We start from the raw sequence: 17,463 nt of genomic DNA on the forward strand, positions 1-17,463 counted from the left end.
GCGGAGGCCAAGCGGAAGGCGACGACATGAACATTCTTATTCTCGGCAGCGGTGGACGAGAGCACAGTCTCGCATGGGCGGTGATGCAAAACCCCAAATGTGACAAGCTGATTGTGGCACCGGGCAACGCAGGCATAGAGCAGATCGCGGAATGCGCGTCGTTTGACATTGAAGATGGTGCGGAGGTTGTCACCTTTGTGGCGGCCAATGCGATTGATTTTGTGATTGTTGGCCCCGAGGCCCCCTTGGCGACCGGCGTGGCAGATCGGCTGCGCGAAGCAGGTGTTCTGGTGTTTGGCCCCTCACAAGCGGCGGCGCGGCTGGAAGTTTCCAAAAGCTTCACCAAAGAAATTTGTGATGCCGCCAATGCGCCAACCGCTGGGTATGGTCACTTCACCGATGCAGAAGCCGCCAAAGCTTACATCCGTGAACAGGGCGCGCCCATTGTGGTGAAGGCGGATGGTCTGGCCGCGGGCAAGGGTGTGATTGTCGCGATGGACGAGAAGACCGCGTTGGCTGCGGTGGATGATATGTTTGACGGAGCCTTTGGTGGGGCCGGAGCTGAGGTGGTTATTGAGGAGTTCATGGAGGGCGAAGAGGCCTCGTTCTTTATCCTCTGCGATGGCAAAACCGCGCTTCCCGTGGGCACAGCGCAAGACCACAAACGCATGGGTGAAGGCGACACTGGACCAAACACAGGCGGAATGGGGGCCTATTCTCCTGCGCCTGTGCTGTCTGACGAAATCGCACAAAAGGCCTTGGATGAGATTGTCCAGCCGACCATCGATGAGATGGCCAAGCGCGGCACGCCGTATCAGGGCGTGCTGTATGTGGGTTTGATGATCAAAGACGGCCAACCAAGGTTGGTGGAATACAATGTACGTTTTGGCGATCCTGAGTGTCAGGTGCTGATGATGCGGCTTGGCGCTCAGGCGCTGGATCTGATGCATGCCGCCGCAGAAGAGCGGCTGCATGAGACACAGGTGAACTGGGCGGACGATCATGCGATCACCGTGGTGATGGCGGCCAATGGCTATCCCGGATCGTATGAAAAAGGTTCCGTGATTGGCGGGCTGGATGCGTTGACGCAAGACAGCAAGAACATGGTGTTTCATGCTGGCACCACGGCAAAAGATGGGCAGATCACGGCCACCGGTGGTCGTGTGCTGAACGTGACGGCTCGGGGTGCGAGCCTGCAAGAAGCACGAGACCGGGCGTATGCCATGGTCGATGCGATTGACTGGCCGGGTGGGTTCTTGCGCCGCGACATTGGCTGGCGCGCACTTTAATACGTAGTTTTGCGGGCGTTGCGCCCATCTGTGCAGCGCCCTATCCTCCGCCACAACTGGGGGAGATGACATGACCATTTCGGTGGAAGACGCGTTTGCGACTGGCGATTTTGTGGAACTGGCGTTCAGCTTTGCGCCTGTGGGCATTGTGGTGACCGAAAACCGCATGATCCGCGATTGCAACGACACCTTTGCCGAGATATTTCGCTACACCCGCGAAGCGCTCAAAGACAGCACCTTCGCAATCCTGTATCCCACACAAGAAGAATTCACCAACATCCGCAATCGCGGCGTGCAGGAGTTGCGCGATGGCAATTTTTACTGGGATGAGCGGGTGATGATGCGTCAGGACGGCGAGATGTTTTGGTGTCGCGTGCGCGGGCATACATTCACACCTGAAGACCCGTTGCAGCGCGCGGTGTGGAGTTTTGCCGATATTTCAGACACCCGCCCTTATCAGGCGCTGACCCGCCGGGAGCGCGAGGTGTTTTCGCTTTTGGCAGAGGGGCTGACCAGCAAAGAGATTGCCATCAAGCTGGAGATGAGCAACCGCACAGTGGAGGTGCACCGGGGGAAATTGTTGAAGAAGTTTGGTGTGTCCAACACCGCGAGCCTGTTTCAGTCATTGGGTGCAATTGGCACGCGGCATATCTATTCCGCCAGTGATGGAACTGTGCGGTAAGTCTTTGCTTTGAAGGTGGGCAGGGCCAGCCCCTCTTTGCCTGCGGCCAATTCATCCTGGGATATGTCAGGAAGGAGAAGCCTAGTTGGCTTTGCAGGCCAGCGCGGCACGCAGGCTGGCTTGGCCTTTGAAGGGACCAATGGCGCGTGAGGTCAGGGTTTTGCCGTCAAAGGATGTCGCAATGACCTGAGACCAGTTGGCGTTGACGGTGATCATTTCGAGGCCTTGGCCGGCAGTCTGGTCACAATCTCGAATGCCGCCAGAAATGAAGTCCTCGCCAATACGATGATTGGTGAGACCCGCCTTGTTGGCCACTTCGGTCAGAGCACCATCTTTGTAACGCCAGACACGCAGAGTTTTGGCCAAATGCGGCCGATCAATATAGGCAATTTCCATATGGCCGTCGCCGTCGAGATCAGCGGCACCAACCGGGGCCAGCCAGCGGTTGCGCTGTCCGATATGCGGAGTCGCTGCACGCAGGCCCGTTTCGTCATAGATCGCAAGACGCGCGCCGCCAGATTGACTGCTTTCCACCACGATCACTTCAACATCGCCGTTTCCGTCCACATCAACGAGGCGTGGTGCGATGTCTTCAAACACCCGGTCTTGTGGCAACGTCAGGACACGTCGCTTACCATTTGTGAGCGTGATCTCCAGCGCGCCGTATTCCACCGCATCACCCAACACTCCATGGGCGTATCGGGTGGTTTCCTTCGTGTAACGGGCAGCCTTGATATCCGCCAATGCGGCGCTCCCAGGCACCACCAGCACCACGCACAGAACATGCCAAGCGCGGCGCGCGCTACGGCGCAGCAAACGCATCAGAGGACGCCGCGCCGCCGAAACCATCAGATTTGTTTCTCAGGCATTTTGACCACCAGACCGTCCAATGCATCCGTTACCTTCAGCTGACAGGTCAAACGTGAGGTGGCGGGGTCTGGTTCAAAGGCGAAATCCAGCATGTCCTCTTCCATGTCATCTTTGGCGGGCAGTTTCTCAACCCAGGCAGAATCAATGTAAACATGGCAGGTCGAGCAGGCACAGGCCCCGCCGCAATCGGCTTCAATACCTGGAATATTGTTGTCACGAGCGCCTTCCATGACAGTCAGCCCCGTGGCGACCTCTACGACATGTTCGGTTCCGTTATGCTCGACATAGGTGATTTTGGCCATGCCTGGCTCCTTTGGTGAAACTGTTCGCATTCCTAGTTAGTCAAGCTGGGGCTCTGCTTCCACCCCCTTTTGCGACTTCAACAGTCGCTTTCCGTAAGAAAACAACGCAAACCATCCGCACCTGCGGTGTATTGAGACAACAGTGCTTGTGCGGCCTGAGATCATCGCGCCAAAATCAACTGCGCCATGTCGGAGTTTCGCTGCAGTGCAAAAGGCGCTACATTACAAAAAACTGATGAGGCGCGAGCATGCCCACATATTCTACCGCACGACCGGCTGTTGCCTTTTCGGCACTCCTAGCGCTGCTGTGTGTAGCGAGCTGTGATGCCCCGATCGCCGACGCCCCTTACGTTGCTGCCTTCAATGAACCGGAGATCGTGCGCGCGCAAGACGCTGGTGCGCCCCCCAACGCGCGCCCCGGAAGCTGTTGGGGACGGAATGTGACCCCTGCTGTGCTTGAAACCGTCACCGAACAAATCATGGTGCAGCCTCCGGAGGTCTTGGCAGATGGCACCGTGTTGGCACCGGGAATTTTTCGCACTGAAACGCAGCAACGCATCGTCAAAGAGCGTCGGGAACTGTGGTTTGAAACCCCCTGTGAAGAAGTATGGACCGAAGAGTTCACCGCCTCTTTGCAGCGGGCGCTTAAGGTGCGAGGCCTATATTATGGTGGGATCTCCGGCATTCAGGACGCACGCACACGCGCTGCCATCCGACGCTATCAAACAGCTGGAGGGTTGGACAGTCCGATCCTGTCTTTGGAAAGCGCCCGAAGATTGGGGTTGATCGCGGTGCCGCGTGACGCCGTCTAGCTGCTTCACATATAGCTGCTTCACATAAAAAAGGGCGCCACGATGGGCGCCCTTCAACATTCTTAAAACTATGATCTACTCTTCGAGGTTGAGTGCCACAAAGCGGGGTTCACCCGCACGGCGCACCAACAGCAGAAGGGATTTGCGCCCTGCCTCACCGGCCTCCGCGATGCGGTCTTCCAGATCAGACATGTTGTCGAGGGTCTGCTGGCCCGCTTCGGTCAGAACATCGCCCGCACGCAGGCCTTTTTCAAAAGCGCTCGACGCCTCGTCTACATCGGTGACAACCAGACCATCCACCTTGTCATCCAGATCCAATTCAGCACGTAGCTCATCTGTCAGTTCGGATAAGGTCAGTCCGAGGATCTGTTTGGTCACAGGCTCATCGGAAGGCACTGGCTGACTGGCAGGGACCGCGCCTTCGGCTTCTTCACGCCGGCCGAGGGTGACGGACAACGTGACTTCATCACCATTGCGAAGCACCAAGACATCCACAGCTTTGCCAACGGTGGTGTTGCCAACGGTGCGTACAAGCCCGCGCACATCTTTCACATCCGTGCCGTCAAACGTAAGGATGACATCACCAGACTGCATACCCGCTTCCATCGCGGGTCCTTCTGGGACATCGGTGACCATCGCGCCTGAGGCGTTTTTCAGCCCTTCAACAGCGTCTACCATATCTTCGGTCACGTCCTGAATACGCACGCCCAGCCAGCCACGGCGGGTTTCACCAAATTGCTGCAGCTGATCGACCACTTTGGTCACCACGTTGGACGCCATGGAAAAGCCAATGCCGATGGAGCCGCCATTGGGGGACAGGATGGCGGTGTTTACACCAATCACATCCCCATCCATGTTGAACAATGGACCACCGGAGTTGCCGCGGTTGATGGCCGCGTCGGTCTGAATGTAGTCATCATAAGCGCCTTGCAGCGACCGACCACGTTGGGACACGATGCCCGCTGAGACCGAAAAGCCTTGGCCAAGCGGGTTGCCCATGGCCATGACCCAATCGCCAACTCGCGCTGTGTCACTGTTGCCGAATTCCACAAAGTCCAAGGGTTCGTCGCTTTCCACTTTCAGCAGCGCGATGTCGGTGTTCTTGTCCGTGCCGATCACTTTGGCAGGCAATTCACCGCCCTCAAAGAACTCGACCAGGATTTCATCTGCCCCTTCGATCACATGGTTGTTGGTGACCACATAGCCATCCGCAGAGATCACAAAGCCGGAGCCCAGCGCAGAGGTGCGGCGTGGTCGATCCCCATTTTCATCCTCGCGATCTTGGAATTCCCGGAAGAAATCCTCAAAAGGCGATCCTTCGGGCACGATGCCTTGCGGCCCCGTACGCCCAGCCACAACCGTGGATGTGGTGATATTGACCACTGCGGGGCTGATTTCATCCGCAAGATCCGCAAAACTATCGGGCCGGGCGTCGGCAGAAACAGCCTGTGCAACGACGACCACGGCCGCCACCAGTGTAACCCAAGTTGCCCGCCAAAGCGGGGTGTTCGGACGTGTGTCCGTGAGTGTGTCAGAAAACACGATCGGCTCTCCTTTGGTGTTTCGTATCGGGTCAGGGTTTGCCTGACATCTGACTAGAGAATGTGCGCTCCTTGTCCTGAGTGCAAGGTCATGACACTCGCGTCGGTACAATTGCGCGTGAAGCAGATGTGAGACGTACCCTTACACAGAGAGCTGGTGCAGGCCGATCAATGCAATGTTGGTCGTGATGCCAACGATACGTGAGGCTCGGACGGGTTCCGCCTCTTTGCGCCCTGATTGTCAGGGCGAGATGGCCGCGGGCGTGCCGCAAAAACCCGAGACGCAGCCGCCAACGCCATGCCAAACTCCGCAGCCAAACCGGCGAAACACATGGCCATATCTGGGCGCACAACGAGAGCTGCCAACAAAGCGGCGTCTTCGGTTTCGCCATTTGCTGCGGCTGACACCATATGGGCAAAAACAGCTTCATCCGCGCCCAAACAGCGACAAGAACACCCGTGGCGACAGAGCTGACGACGGCCGTACTGACCACCAATTTCCATCAGATCGCCAAACACTGCGACCGCATTGCGTGCACGCTCTACGCCGAGGCCGGAGGCCAGCAAGCTATGAAGTTCTGCCTGTTGCTTGGGGTCACGTTCCCAATGGCGCAACCAGCGCACGGCCAGCCGTTGAACGTCATCCAGATCACCCAACCAACCCACCCGCTGAGCACCAGCGGTTGCTGCGGCATTCATTTTGTCAGGATCAATTTGCCCGCGCGGGTGATGCGCAGTGTGTAAAGTTGATCGTTCAACCGAATGTGGGCCAGTCCGTTTTCGCCTGTCAATGCCTGTGCATCATGTACTGGCAGGGCTGCAACGTAGTCGGTCATTTGGCTTTGGATGGTCATGGGGCTCTCCAAGAAAGTGTGGTCAATGGCTCCCCGTTGGGTGGCTGAGTCTTTTCTGATTGTTTTAGTCGGATTAGTCAAGCGCCATGTTGGCACGCGCTGCTCTGACACGAAAATCCAGCGCTAAGCAAAAAAAAGCGCCCCTTTTTAGAGCGCTCTTTGTGTTCAATTGTTGATCCCGAAGTGGCCGACTACCAAATACGGGAACAGCTCTTAAGCTGAGACTGGTATCGAGACGATCGGCTTGCGACCTCATCTGCCACGCGGTTTAACCATGCCTTGCTGCGATAAGTTCCGCGGGCATAACCTGTGTGTCCCTCGTGATAGTTTAGATACTGCGCCCGAGCGTCATGCATCGACACCCCGTTGCGTTCACGGGATTCAGCGAAATACCACCCCATGAAGTCAGACGCATCCTTGATGTTATCGCGTCGCGCACCACGGTTACGCGTTTCACGTTTGTATTGATCCCACGTGCCATCCAACGCCTGCGCATAGCCATATGCACTGCTTTGGCGGCCCATCGGCAAAATGCCCAAGGCGTACTTGTGGGGTGTGCGCGCGTTAGAGATGAATTTGCTCTCTTGATAGAGCACAGCCATCTGCACGTGCACGGGGACACCCCACTTACGTTTGGTGGACACAAAAGCCCGTTTAAAATGCGGCTTCTCTTGGAGAATCGCACACGCGTTGTCTAGATTGCGCGGCGCACTCGTGTCTTTGCCACCGCAGGCGGCCACAAATCCAAGAATCACCAACGCGAAGAGAAGTCTGCTCATCTGCCTCTCGCTATGTTTTGTTTTTTTGTCAGTCTAACGGAATTACCTCGGAAGGGTAAATCACATTTGGTTGGTTACAGAAGCAAGGTTAATAGCAGCGGCAAGCAAACCACCGACACAAGCGTCGAGACCACAGCAAAACCGGCCACCGCCTCTGCGTCCGCCTCGTATTTTTCCGCGAGCAGATAGCTGCTGATCCCCACCGGCATGGCCATTTGCAAGACAAGAACACCAAAAAGCGTGCCTCCCAGGCCAAATACACCAGCCAATGCCCAGCCCACTGCGGCGCAGATCAAAAACTTTAGACCAGAGAGATAGATAGCGGTCACAACACGCCCCGGCGTGAGCCGCGCCACCGCGACGCCAAGTGTCAAAAGCATCAATGGAATCGCCATTTGACCAATCAAGTCTAACGTCTCTGTCAGAAAATCTGGCGTTTTCCACCCTGTCACAAGGAACACAGCCCCCAGCAACGTCGCCCAAATCATCGGCTCTTGCAGCATTTTGCCAAAGGCACCCTCACCCGCAACCAGCCAAATCCCCCACGTAAACGACAAGAGCGCGGTGACAGCCAAGAGTACCACCGCAGCCTCAAGCCCGGCTTGCCCAAAGGCGAACAGCGCAAGCGGCACACCCAGATTGCCCGTGTTTCCAAAAATGAACGGCGCTAGGTAGCTGCGCAGATCCAAACCAAGCACCTTCAACAGGCACCAGCCCAAAGCGCCGATGACGACATATCCAGCCACCCCCGCCAAGGTCAGCCGCGCCAAATCCGCCAGCTCCGCATCGGTTTTCATGAGCGCCGTGAAGATCAAACAGGGCACCGCCAAATTGACCCCAAGGCGCGTGACAAACTGAATGCGGTATTCAAAACCCGCTTTCACCCAGGCAAATCCAACACCAGCAACCAAGAACACCGGGGCCACAATTTCCAAGACTGTTAAGATAAGGTTCACAGACTGTTTCCTGTTAAAATTCGCCTAAAGTTGGACAAAGCCCCCTTGCAGGGTCTAACTTTGAGAGGTAGGGGCTGCAATACATGCTTAGAACACGCGCAAAATATTACCTCGGTCAGGTTGTCCGCCATCGCAAACACCCGTTTCGCGGTGTTGTGTTTGATGTGGATCCAGAATTCTCCAACACGGAAGAATGGTACGAGGCCATTCCAGAAGACAGCCGTCCTCTAAAGGATCAGCCGTTTTATCACCTGTTGGCGGAAAACGACCAAAGCTACTACGTGGCTTATGTGTCCGAGCAGAACCTGATTGCGGACTATTCTGGTGAGCCCGTGAGCCACCCAGATCTGGATGAGATGTTTGGACCGTTTGAAGATGGCGCCTATCCACTTCACTTTCAGATGAACTGATCCCGACACACCACCACTGCATTGCGCCGGGCCAAAGAGACCCGGCGTTTCTGTTTAATCGAGCACCACCGGCGCGCCGCGCTTTTTCCATGTGCTGAAACCGCCTTCCATTTCGGCGATGTTTTCCACGCCCATGTCCTGCAAGGCTTTGACAGACAACGCGGAACGCCATGCGCTGGCGCAGAACAAAATGAGGGTTTTGCCTGTTGCCAGCTCGGGCTTGTGATAGGGGCTGTCTGGTGCAATCCAGAACTCCAACATGCCGCGTGGTGCGTGAAAAGCGCCCTCAATGCGCCCTTCACGTTTCAATTCACGCGGGTCTCGGATGTCCACTAAAAGCGCATCTCCTTGCGCCGCCATGTGCTCTGCCTCCGCTTGATCCAGACTGCGGATTTCAGTCTTGGCAGCTTGCACCAATTCTTTGATCGGAGTGATTGCCATACCTCAATACCCTATTGCCGCGCCGTCTTTGCGCGGATCAGAGGCCCCCTCAAGAACGCCATTTTTATGAATGCGGATCGCCTGTGCCCCGCCGATGGGCGCATCCGGCACCACAACGTTGTGCCCCATATCCGTCAGTTCCTGTTTGACCGCATCGCTGTATCCGCGCTCAAGTTTCAGATCACCGTCCTCAGCAAAAGAGCGTGGTGAATCCAGCGCGGTTTGCGGATCCATGCCAAAATCTTCCATATTGGAGAGCACGCGGGCGTGTCCGTTGGGTTGATAGTGCCCGCCCATCACGCCAAACGGCATCTCAACACGGCCTTCCCGGCGCACCATGCCGGGTATGATGGTGTGCATAGGGCGTTTGCCGCCTTTCATTTCGTTCGGGTGGCCGTCCTGCAAGGTGAAGCCCCCGCCTCGGTTCTGCATCAGAATGCCAAATTTGTCAGAGGCGATGCCCGACCCAAAGCCGTAGAAAATCGAATAAATCATCGACACGGACATGCCGTCTTTGTCGACCACCGAGAGGTACACGGTGTCTTTGTGCACAGCTTCGGTCCGCGGCGCGACGGCCCCCATGGCACGCCTGGGATCAATCAACGCCGCCAGCTTTTCTGCGGTGTCGGGCGACAACATATGCGCCGTGCGTGTGGTGGCGTCTGCATCAGCAATCAGCCTGTCACGGGCGTCATAGGCCAATTTTGCGGCCTCAGCCTCGATGTGTGTCCGCTCAGTTCCAAAAGGATCCATTCCCGCAATGTCAAAATGCTTGAGAATATTGAGCAACAAGATGGCCGTTGCCCCCTGCCCGTTTGGCGGATGCTCAAGAAGCTCGGCACCCTTGTAGGTGCCGCCAATTGGCGTGGTTTCATTGCCCGCGGTGGCATCAAAATCTTCCATTGTATGCACGCCGCCAAGCGCACGCAGAGTGGTCACCATATCCTCGGCGATTTCGCCAGTATAGAAGGCGTCTCGCCCCTGTGCAGAAACGCGGCGCAGCACTTCGGCTTGTCCGGGTGCCCGAAAAAGATCGCCTTTGGTGAGAGGCTTATCGTTTGTCAAATAGTGGCGGCGGGCGTGTCCTTTAAGAACATTCTCACAGAGTTTCCAATCAAAGGCTGAGCGCGGCCCCACCGGGATACCCGCCTCAGCATAGTGAATGGCAGGGGCAAGACTGTCGGCAATGCCCAGCTTGCCATATTGATCAGACAACGTACAAAAACCGTCAATTGCGCCGGGCACTGTCACCGCGTCGACATCAAACAGGGGCACAGCGGCAAGCCCTTTTGCACGTAAGTCAGCGGCATTCGCCGCTTTTGGCGCCCGACCAGACCCGTTGAATGCGAAGACTTCATCGCTCCCTGCCGGAGACATAAGAGTAAAACAGTCTCCCCCAATGCCGGTCGATGCGGGCTCACAAATTCCAAGCAGAACAGCGCCCGCAATGGCCGCGTCCATGGCGTTTCCACCCTGACGCAGAATGTTAACGGCAACCTCTGCCGCCAAAGGCGTGGATGTGGCACACATACCATTTACCGCCATAACAGGTGAGCGGCCTGGAAAATGAAAATCGCGCATAGAACCTCCCTCGTTCACATGTGAAGTTTAAGGGGGGACACAGGCTTTGCAAGCTTAAGGGCTCGTGCCTATTGGTTTTTTTCGCAGTATTGTGATGAGGCTGCTTAATCAGGCACCCGGAAACTCAACTCATTGTGGCCGGTTGAGTGTCGCTGATAGTCGATATCTTCGGCCAAAGAGCGCACCAGACCCCAACCAAATCCGCCCTCAGGCAGGTCTTTAAGCTCTTTGTCGAGACTGGGCATCACCCCATCTGGAAGCTGCGACCCCGGCATCGAACTGCCGTTGTCACGCACTTCGACAAACCAACAGTGTTCCGCATAATTACAGGCGACGATGATTTGCCCGTCGCTGCGTCCGGCCAATGCGTGCTCCACAACATTGTTGAGCACCTCAGCCAAAACAATTTCCAGAATTCCAGCGTTACACGCCGCAAACTCCTGCGCCGTTAATTTATGCCGCAGTGTTTCCAGCGCATTTCTCACCTCTTGAGGTGTGCCTTTAAGCTCTATGTGAATGTCAGCCTGCGGGTTTGTCACTCTAATGAGGGCCCTTACTGTGCACCTAGGAAGTCAGACGGCAACTGCGTCATCTAGAGAATTATGAATTCTGAATACCGTGTCCATACGCGTCAATCGGAAAACTTTATCGACATTTTCGTTCAGACCGGCGAGCTCCAAAGGCTTTGTACCGCCCAGCTGCTTCATGGCAGCCACGATAGCACCCAACCCGCTGGAATCGATAAAGTCCACTTCAGATAAGTTCAGGACGACCCGCCCAAGGGCGCTTTCGGTCTCTTCACGCATTCGATCTTTGAATTGAATCGCGACAGACGCGTCAATCCGCGCTTCATGAACAGATACCACCAAAGCATCACCCTCTGCCTTACTTGACAGATTCATATGACGTCTCCTTCACCTTTCGTCCGTAATGAACTGTATCCTTTATTCGTTACCAATCTATGAGCATGTCAATGTGCGCATAGACTTACTCGTATGGTTTACCCCACCTTTAGGGTCTGTAACATCCTTGCAAAGATTGTCATGCATGGCCATGGAGAAATAAAATTTCGTAGCGAAAGAGGAGTGCAGCCATGAGAAAAGTAGTGATAGCGGGGGCCGCTCGTACACCTATGGGTGGATTTCAAGGAGCGTTTGACGGTGTGGAGGCCGCAGAGCTGGGCGGTACTGCGATTCGCGCGGCCCTTAAAAATGCGGGAGCGACAACTGCGGACGAGGTTCTGATGGGCTGTGTGTTGCCCGCAGGTCAAGGACAAGCCCCTGCCAGACAGGCAGGCTTCAAAGGCGGACTCGGTGAAGATGTCCCGGCCACCACGCTCAACAAAATGTGCGGATCCGGCATGAAAGCCGCGATGATGGCCTATGACGCTGTGGCGCTGGGGGACCGAGACGTGATGGTGGCGGGCGGCATGGAAAGCATGACAAATGCGCCCTATGTGTTGCCAAAAATGCGAGGCGGTGCGCGCATTGGCCATCAACAGGTGATCGACCATATGTTTATGGATGGTCTGGAAGATGCCTACGACAAAGGGCGCCTGATGGGGACCTTTGCCGAGGATTGCGCTGAGAGCTTTCAATTCACCCGAGAGGCGCAGGACACATACGCGCTTAAGTCGCTGTCCAATGCGTTGGATGCACAGAAATCGGGTGCGTTTGAAGGCGAGATTGCCGCTGTCACAATCAAAACCCGCAAGGGTGACTTGGTGGTTGGCGAAGACGAGCAGCCCGGCAATGCACGGCCGGAAAAAATCCCGCACCTGAAACCCGCATTTAGAAAAGACGGCACAGTCACCCCCGCAAACAGTTCATCAATTTCGGATGGCGCGGCCGCGTTGATTGTCGCGTCCGAGGATGCGGCGCGCGCGCAGGGTCTGAATGTACGTGCTCAAATTGTTGGCCACGCAAGCCACGCACAAGCACCAGGTTTGTTCACAACCGCGCCGGTTCCAGCGACGCAAAAACTGTTGAAGAAGATTGGTTGGGCCAAAGAGGACGTCGACCTTTGGGAAGTGAACGAAGCCTTTGCAGTGGTGCCCATGGCGTTCATGCATGAAATGGGTTTGAGCCGTGACATCGTGAATGTGAACGGAGGGGCCTGCGCCTTGGGACACCCAATTGGCGCGTCCGGCGCGCGGATTATGGTGACCTTACTCAACGCTCTCGAGAAACGAGGGCTCAAACGCGGTGTGGCCGCGATTTGCATTGGCGGCGGCGAAGGCACGGCGATTGCCATTGAGCGAATGTAAGACACGCATACCTGAAAAAATGCAAAACGCCGCGACAGTTCCTCGCGGCGTTTTCTTGTTTGGTGTTGCTTGGTATGCTTAGGCGCCGAAGGATTTGGCGATCCAAACAACCGCAATCCCCAAACCCAACGCGGCCAACCCAAAGAACCGTCTTTGCGTTTCGGGAATGGCGCGCAGCATGTTTAGCAATTCTTCGACGACAGAAGGGGCCAGTGCGTACACCAGCCCCTCTACAATCAAGACAAGCCCTAGAGCAAGAAGTGCAGTTTCAACCATTACCGGCCTTCTGCATCCTTGAAATAGTTGAAGAAATCGCTGTTCGGCGACAACACCATGGTGGAGTTCCCAGATTGCAGCGCGCCGCGATAAGCGTTCAGTGAGCGGTAGAATTCAAAGAACTCAGGATCCGCGCCAAAGGCATCGGCAAAGATCGCGTTGCGTCGGGCATCAGCCTCACCGCGGGTGATCTCTGACTCCCGTTTGGATTTGGACACCAGCTCTACAACCGTACGATCTGCAGTCGCGCGGATACGCTGTGCAGCCTCTTCACCACGGGCGATTTCGTCAGCGGCCTCACGTTCACGCTCTGCGCGCATCCGTGCAAAGGTTGCTTCCAAGTTGGCCTGTGGCAAATCGGTGCGTTTAAGCCGCACGTCAATCACTTCCAGCCCCAGAGAACGCGCCTCTGTAATGGCCCCGTTGCGAATGCGCAGCATCAAAGCGGCACGATCCGAACTCAGGATGTCATTGGAGCTCACCGAGCCCAAAATCGCACGCGTTTGAGAGCGCAGAATCTGGTCCAGTTTGGTTTCAGCAAAGGCCACACCACCGTCCCCTACCGCTTCACGGAACTGAGTGACGTTTACAATGCGGTAGCGCGCAAAGGCATCAACCACCAGTCGACGATCGTCCGATGGGGTAATTTCCAAAGGACCAACTTCGCGGCTCAAAATGCGATCGTCATAGGTGACAACTTCGTTGATGATCGGCCATTTGAAGGCCAGACCCGGATCTTCTTTGACGTTAACCACGCGGCCGAACTGAAGAACCAGTGCTTTTTCACGCTCGTCCACGATGAAGATCGAGGACAGAAATGCAGCAATCGCGACCACCAAGATCGGCAAAAGATACGTTGTCTTTTTCATATCAGTTGCTCCCCTTGCGCAGCTCGTTGAGCGGCAGATACGGCACCACACCAGAGCCTTCGGATTGTTCGTCGATGATCACTTTGTCGATACCACCCAGAACTTCTTCCATGGTTTCAAGGTAAAGGCGCTTGCGGGTGACGTCCGGTGCTTTGACATATTCTTCCAAAACAGCCGTAAAGCGGCTGGCTTCACCTTCCGCCTCGTTGACGACCTGTGCGCGATACGCTTCGGCTTCTTCAAGGATTTGCGCAGCTTCACCACGCGCTCCAGCCGTCACACGGTTGGCATATGCGTCAGCTTGCTTTTCCAAACGGTCACGTTCCTGACCCGCAGATTGCACTTCGCGGAAGGCGTCTTTTACGGACTCGGGTGGATCGGCACCGTCGAAAGTCACACGCACGATATTGATGCCAGAATTGTAGCTGTCCAATGTGAGCTGAATCAGCTCTTCGAGACGATCTGCAATAACTTCACGATCTCGGTTCAGAATCGGAGCGAGTTCGGATTGCGCGATGATTTCGCGCATTGCCGATTCAGACACCGCCTGAATGGTTTGCTCCGGGTCACGTAAGTTAAACAGATATTGCGCAGGATCGTTGATGTTCCACACAACTTGGAAATCCACGTCGACGATATTTTCGTCACCCGTCAGCATCAAGCCCGCATCGCCGCCGCGAGACCCAGCACCGATTTGTTCGGATTGCTCCACAAGCACCGGGATGACTTCGGCAGTGACAAACGGCCATGGTGCGAAGTTCAAGCCCGGCTGCCCTGTTTTGAGGTATTCACCAAGGAACAACTCAACGGACCGTTCTTCGGTCTTAACTGAGTAGAAGCTTGAGAAGGCCCAAAGACCAACAGCAACCAACGCGCCAATCGCCACGGTGCCACGGTTCAGCCCTGGCCCACCTGAGCCGCCTTGACCGCTGCCATTTTGGCCACCGCCACCTTGACCGCCACGACCGCCCATCAGGACGCGCAGCTGATCCTGACCCTTTTTCATCAGGTCATCGATGTCGGGAATCTGCGGATTTTCACCTTCGGGGGGGCGTCGCCCGCCACCGTTGTTGTCTCCGCCGCGATTTCCACCGCCGCCTTGATTGTTGCCGCCCCCTCCCCAGGGGCCGCCATTGTTACCTGCCATTCGGGATCTTCCCTTTCTCGTTATTCTCCGGCGTCCCTCTAAACCTGAGGGTTACGCCGGAAAAATCAACCCATACTCAGCTCAGAGGCTGCGCACAGGCGTTTTCATGGTTACCAGTTCTTCAGACATTGTCGGGTGTACCGCCACTGTCCGATCGAAATCTTCTTTGGTTGCGCCCATCTTTACGGCGATGCCGGCCAGCTGGATCATCTCACCCGCGCCCGGTGCGACGATGTGACAGCCGAGCACTTTGCGTGTGGCCTTGCTGACAATCAGCTTCATCAGAACACGTTCGGCGCGACCGGCAAAGGCCTGCTGCATTGGTTTAAAGCTTGTAGCATAAACCTCAATAGGTTCCTGCGCTGCCGCTTCTTCTTCGCTGAGCCCAACTGTGCCCATTTCTGGCTGGGTAAAAATTGCTGTCGGGATCAAGTCATGATCCACCTTAGTTGGCTCGCCTTTAAACACCGTGTTCACAAAGGCCATGCCTTCGCGAATAGCCACTGGCGTCAAATTCACGCGGTCGGTGACGTCCCCGACGGCAAAAACGGAGGGCACACCGGTCTGGCTGTAGTCATCAACCACAACTTCTCCTTTGCGGCCAAGCGTTACGCCGATCTCTTTCAGCCCCATATCATCTGTGTTGGGGGCACGACCGGTGGCAAACATCACCTGATCAAACAGGCGTTCCTCACCATTGGTGGCTTTCACCCAGATCTTGTCGCCCTCTTTGCGCATTTCGAGCACATTGGTACCACAGTGGATATCCACACCGCGCTGGCGCATTTCTTCGGCCACGAGGCCGCGCGCCTCATCATCAAAGCCGCGCAGGATTTGCGCGCCGCGATAAAACTGTGTGGTTTTGACCCCAAGACCGTTCATGATCCCGGCAAATTCAGAGGCAATGTAGCCACCACCAACGATCAAGATGCTTTCAGGCAACTTCTCAAGATGGAAAATCTCATTGGAACTGATACCCAATTCTGCACCGGGCAGATCAGGCCACACCGGGCGCCCGCCCATGGCCAACAGAATGTGCTTCGCCGTCTTCTGTGTACCGTCTGCGAGCTCAACCGTATGCGCATCCACCATTTTGGCGCGCAGATCAAAGCTCTCAACACCGCTGTTTTTCAACAGGTTGCGATAGATGCCTTCCAAACGGTCAAGCTCTGCATGCAGCTTGCCCTTGAATGCGTCCCAATTGAAAGCGCCGGGGGTGATGTCCCAGCCATAGGCCTGTGCATCCTCAACCATGCCTGCGTACTCAGACGCAAAGACCATCAGTTTTTTGGGGACACATCCGCGGATCACACAGGTGCCGCCATAGCGGTCTTCCTCGGCCAGTGCGACTTTCACACCTTCAGCTGCCGCGACGCGCGCAGCCCGTACACCACCGGAGCCACCGCCGATGACAAAGAGATCATAATCAAAGGACATGATTTGCCTTTATGTTAGTCCACGAGGTCCGTGAACAGATTGTCTGTTTCTGCGAAATCGAGCATCGCCTCTTCGATTGTGCCGGCGTTGATGTCACGCACTTCGACACGCCCATCTCCATAGCCCACAACAACCGCGTCACAGATATCAATAAACAAGCCGTTTTCAACCACACCCGGCATCTGATTGATCGCCAACGCCAACTGACGCGCATCGCCAATGCGGTTGAGGTGCAAGTCCAGAATGTGATTGTTCTCATCGGTCATAAACGGCGCATCACCATTCATCCGCAAGGTGCTTGAACGGCCAAGAACATCCATGCTGACAAGGGTTTCCTCAATGAGCGCCTGTGTGGTTTGCCAGCCATAGGGCACCACCTCAATCGGCAAAGGGAACGCGCCCAGCGTTTCCACCTCTTTGCCCACGTCTGCAATCACAACCATTTGATCAGAGGCGGTCGCCACGATCTTTTCCTGCAAAAGTGCTCCGCCCCCGCCTTTGATCAGATTGAGGTCAGCGTCAAACTCATCAGCACCGTCAATTGTCACGTCCAGCCATTTGGCTTCATCCAAGCTCATCACTTCGATGCCCACTTCGCGCGCCAGTTGCGCGGTTCGGGTCGAGGTCGGAACGCCTTTGATGCGCAGACCTTCATCACGCACCATCTCTCCGAGACAACGCACAAACCACGCCGCGGTCGACCCGGTGCCCAACCCCACACGCATGCCATCCTCAACATAGTCGGTGGCGCGTTTGGCGGCGACAAATTTGGCCTTGTCGATGGGCGACAATTCTCCGGACATTGCGGCAACTCCCTGCATGCTTTGCCACTTTATAGGAAAGAAGCGGGCCGGGGGCGAGTGTCGATTGTGCAAAAATCAAACAGCCATAGCGCTTTTGTCGCTTTTGAGTCCCTGTGGCAACGCCACAGACGCTTGACGACCACAATTG

21 protein-coding genes are annotated in these 17,463 nt (G+C 55.9%); 5 read left to right on the top strand and 16 right to left on the bottom strand.

What is annotated here, in order from left to right; translation table 11 throughout:
- Window positions 1-26 precede the first annotated feature (26 nt).
- Window positions 27-1,289, top strand: a complete 1,263-nt coding sequence (gene purD, locus ABWV47_RS13705; RefSeq protein ID WP_353312729.1) for a phosphoribosylamine--glycine ligase — start codon at window positions 27-29, stop codon at window positions 1,287-1,289.
- A 70-nt stretch (window positions 1,290-1,359) separates the two neighbouring features.
- Complete coding sequence (locus ABWV47_RS13710) at window positions 1,360-1,971, top strand: LuxR C-terminal-related transcriptional regulator (RefSeq protein WP_353312731.1); 612 nt, start codon at window positions 1,360-1,362, stop codon at window positions 1,969-1,971.
- 81 nt (window positions 1,972-2,052) lie between these two features.
- On the opposite strand, the gene ABWV47_RS13715 is transcribed toward ABWV47_RS13710, so the two are convergent.
- Together ABWV47_RS13715 and ABWV47_RS13720 are read right to left on the bottom strand one after the other, a co-directional pair.
- Window positions 2,053-2,793, bottom strand: coding sequence for an FG-GAP repeat domain-containing protein (locus ABWV47_RS13715; protein ID WP_353312733.1), 741 nt, complete (start codon window positions 2,791-2,793; stop codon window positions 2,053-2,055).
- Window positions 2,794-2,819: 26 nt separating this feature from the next.
- Entirely contained in the window at window positions 2,820-3,143 is a 324-nt protein-coding gene (locus ABWV47_RS13720; protein WP_353312735.1) for a 2Fe-2S iron-sulfur cluster-binding protein, read from the bottom strand.
- 248 nt (window positions 3,144-3,391) lie between these two features.
- Between ABWV47_RS13720 and ABWV47_RS13725 the strand changes: the two genes are divergently transcribed.
- Complete coding sequence (locus ABWV47_RS13725; protein WP_353312737.1) at window positions 3,392-3,955, top strand: peptidoglycan-binding domain-containing protein; 564 nt, start codon at window positions 3,392-3,394, stop codon at window positions 3,953-3,955.
- Window positions 3,956-4,030: 75 nt separating this feature from the next.
- Here ABWV47_RS13725 and ABWV47_RS13730 read toward each other — a convergent pair whose 3' ends face one another.
- The 5 genes from ABWV47_RS13730 to ABWV47_RS13750 form a co-directional block, all read right to left on the bottom strand.
- A complete protein-coding gene (locus tag ABWV47_RS13730; protein ID WP_353312739.1) occupies window positions 4,031-5,497 on the bottom strand; it encodes a Do family serine endopeptidase in 1,467 nt (488 codons plus the stop codon).
- A gap of 167 nt (window positions 5,498-5,664) precedes the next feature.
- Window positions 5,665-6,195, bottom strand: a complete 531-nt coding sequence (locus tag ABWV47_RS13735) for a hypothetical protein (RefSeq protein ID WP_353312741.1) — start codon at window positions 6,193-6,195, stop codon at window positions 5,665-5,667.
- Entirely contained in the window at window positions 6,192-6,350 is a 159-nt protein-coding gene (gene hemP / locus ABWV47_RS13740) for a hemin uptake protein HemP (RefSeq protein WP_353312743.1), read from the bottom strand. Before hemP ends, ABWV47_RS13735 begins: the two co-directional genes overlap by 4 nt.
- Window positions 6,351-6,541: 191 nt before the next feature.
- A complete protein-coding gene (locus ABWV47_RS13745) occupies window positions 6,542-7,129 on the bottom strand; it encodes a transglycosylase SLT domain-containing protein (RefSeq protein WP_353312745.1) in 588 nt (195 codons plus the stop codon).
- 74 nt (window positions 7,130-7,203) lie between these two features.
- Window positions 7,204-8,085 (bottom strand): AEC family transporter, encoded by an 882-nt coding sequence (locus tag ABWV47_RS13750; RefSeq protein ID WP_353312747.1) that lies wholly within the window; start codon window positions 8,083-8,085, stop codon window positions 7,204-7,206.
- Between the two features lie 83 nt (window positions 8,086-8,168).
- Between ABWV47_RS13750 and hspQ the strand changes: the two genes are divergently transcribed.
- Window positions 8,169-8,495, top strand: coding sequence for a heat shock protein HspQ (gene hspQ / locus ABWV47_RS13755; RefSeq protein WP_353312749.1), 327 nt, complete (start codon window positions 8,169-8,171; stop codon window positions 8,493-8,495).
- A gap of 54 nt (window positions 8,496-8,549) precedes the next feature.
- Here hspQ and ABWV47_RS13760 read toward each other — a convergent pair whose 3' ends face one another.
- The 4 genes from ABWV47_RS13760 to ABWV47_RS13775 form a co-directional block, all read right to left on the bottom strand.
- On the bottom strand, window positions 8,550-8,936 hold the full coding sequence (locus ABWV47_RS13760; protein WP_353312751.1) for a rhodanese-like domain-containing protein: 387 nt from the start codon (window positions 8,934-8,936) through the stop codon (window positions 8,550-8,552).
- Between the two features lie 3 nt (window positions 8,937-8,939).
- Window positions 8,940-10,517: a gamma-glutamyltransferase family protein gene (locus tag ABWV47_RS13765; RefSeq protein WP_353312753.1), complete on the bottom strand. Its 1,578-nt coding sequence runs from the start codon at window positions 10,515-10,517 to the stop codon at window positions 8,940-8,942.
- A gap of 104 nt (window positions 10,518-10,621) precedes the next feature.
- Window positions 10,622-11,056 carry an ATP-binding protein gene (locus ABWV47_RS13770; protein WP_353312755.1) on the bottom strand — a complete coding sequence of 145 codons (435 nt, stop codon included), beginning with the start codon at window positions 11,054-11,056 and terminating at the stop codon, window positions 10,622-10,624.
- A gap of 33 nt (window positions 11,057-11,089) precedes the next feature.
- Window positions 11,090-11,419 (bottom strand): STAS domain-containing protein, encoded by a 330-nt coding sequence (locus ABWV47_RS13775; RefSeq protein ID WP_353312757.1) that lies wholly within the window; start codon window positions 11,417-11,419, stop codon window positions 11,090-11,092.
- A 191-nt stretch (window positions 11,420-11,610) separates the two neighbouring features.
- On the opposite strand from ABWV47_RS13775, the gene ABWV47_RS13780 reads away from it, so the two are divergent.
- The gene (locus ABWV47_RS13780; RefSeq protein ID WP_353312759.1) at window positions 11,611-12,783 is read left to right on the top strand and encodes a thiolase family protein; all 1,173 of its coding nucleotides are present in this window, start codon (window positions 11,611-11,613) and stop codon (window positions 12,781-12,783) included.
- A 78-nt stretch (window positions 12,784-12,861) separates the two neighbouring features.
- Here ABWV47_RS13780 and ABWV47_RS13785 read toward each other — a convergent pair whose 3' ends face one another.
- The 5 genes from ABWV47_RS13785 to rpiA form a co-directional block, all read right to left on the bottom strand.
- On the bottom strand, window positions 12,862-13,059 hold the full coding sequence (locus ABWV47_RS13785; protein ID WP_353312760.1) for a DUF2065 domain-containing protein: 198 nt from the start codon (window positions 13,057-13,059) through the stop codon (window positions 12,862-12,864).
- On the bottom strand, window positions 13,059-13,928 hold the full coding sequence (gene hflC / locus ABWV47_RS13790) for a protease modulator HflC (RefSeq protein WP_353312762.1): 870 nt from the start codon (window positions 13,926-13,928) through the stop codon (window positions 13,059-13,061). Before hflC ends, ABWV47_RS13785 begins: the two co-directional genes overlap by 1 nt.
- Window position 13,929: 1 nt before the next feature.
- The gene (gene hflK / locus ABWV47_RS13795) at window positions 13,930-15,075 is read right to left on the bottom strand and encodes an FtsH protease activity modulator HflK (RefSeq protein ID WP_353312764.1); all 1,146 of its coding nucleotides are present in this window, start codon (window positions 15,073-15,075) and stop codon (window positions 13,930-13,932) included.
- A gap of 81 nt (window positions 15,076-15,156) precedes the next feature.
- The gene (gene gor, locus ABWV47_RS13800) at window positions 15,157-16,512 is read right to left on the bottom strand and encodes a glutathione-disulfide reductase (RefSeq protein WP_353312766.1); all 1,356 of its coding nucleotides are present in this window, start codon (window positions 16,510-16,512) and stop codon (window positions 15,157-15,159) included.
- Window positions 16,513-16,526: 14 nt separating this feature from the next.
- Complete coding sequence (rpiA, locus tag ABWV47_RS13805; RefSeq protein ID WP_353312768.1) at window positions 16,527-17,315, bottom strand: ribose-5-phosphate isomerase RpiA; 789 nt, start codon at window positions 17,313-17,315, stop codon at window positions 16,527-16,529.
- Window positions 17,316-17,463 lie beyond the last annotated feature (148 nt).

It is taken from the genome of Shimia sp. NS0008-38b, assembly GCF_040370365.1.
GTDB lineage: Bacteria > Pseudomonadota > Alphaproteobacteria > Rhodobacterales > Rhodobacteraceae > Shimia.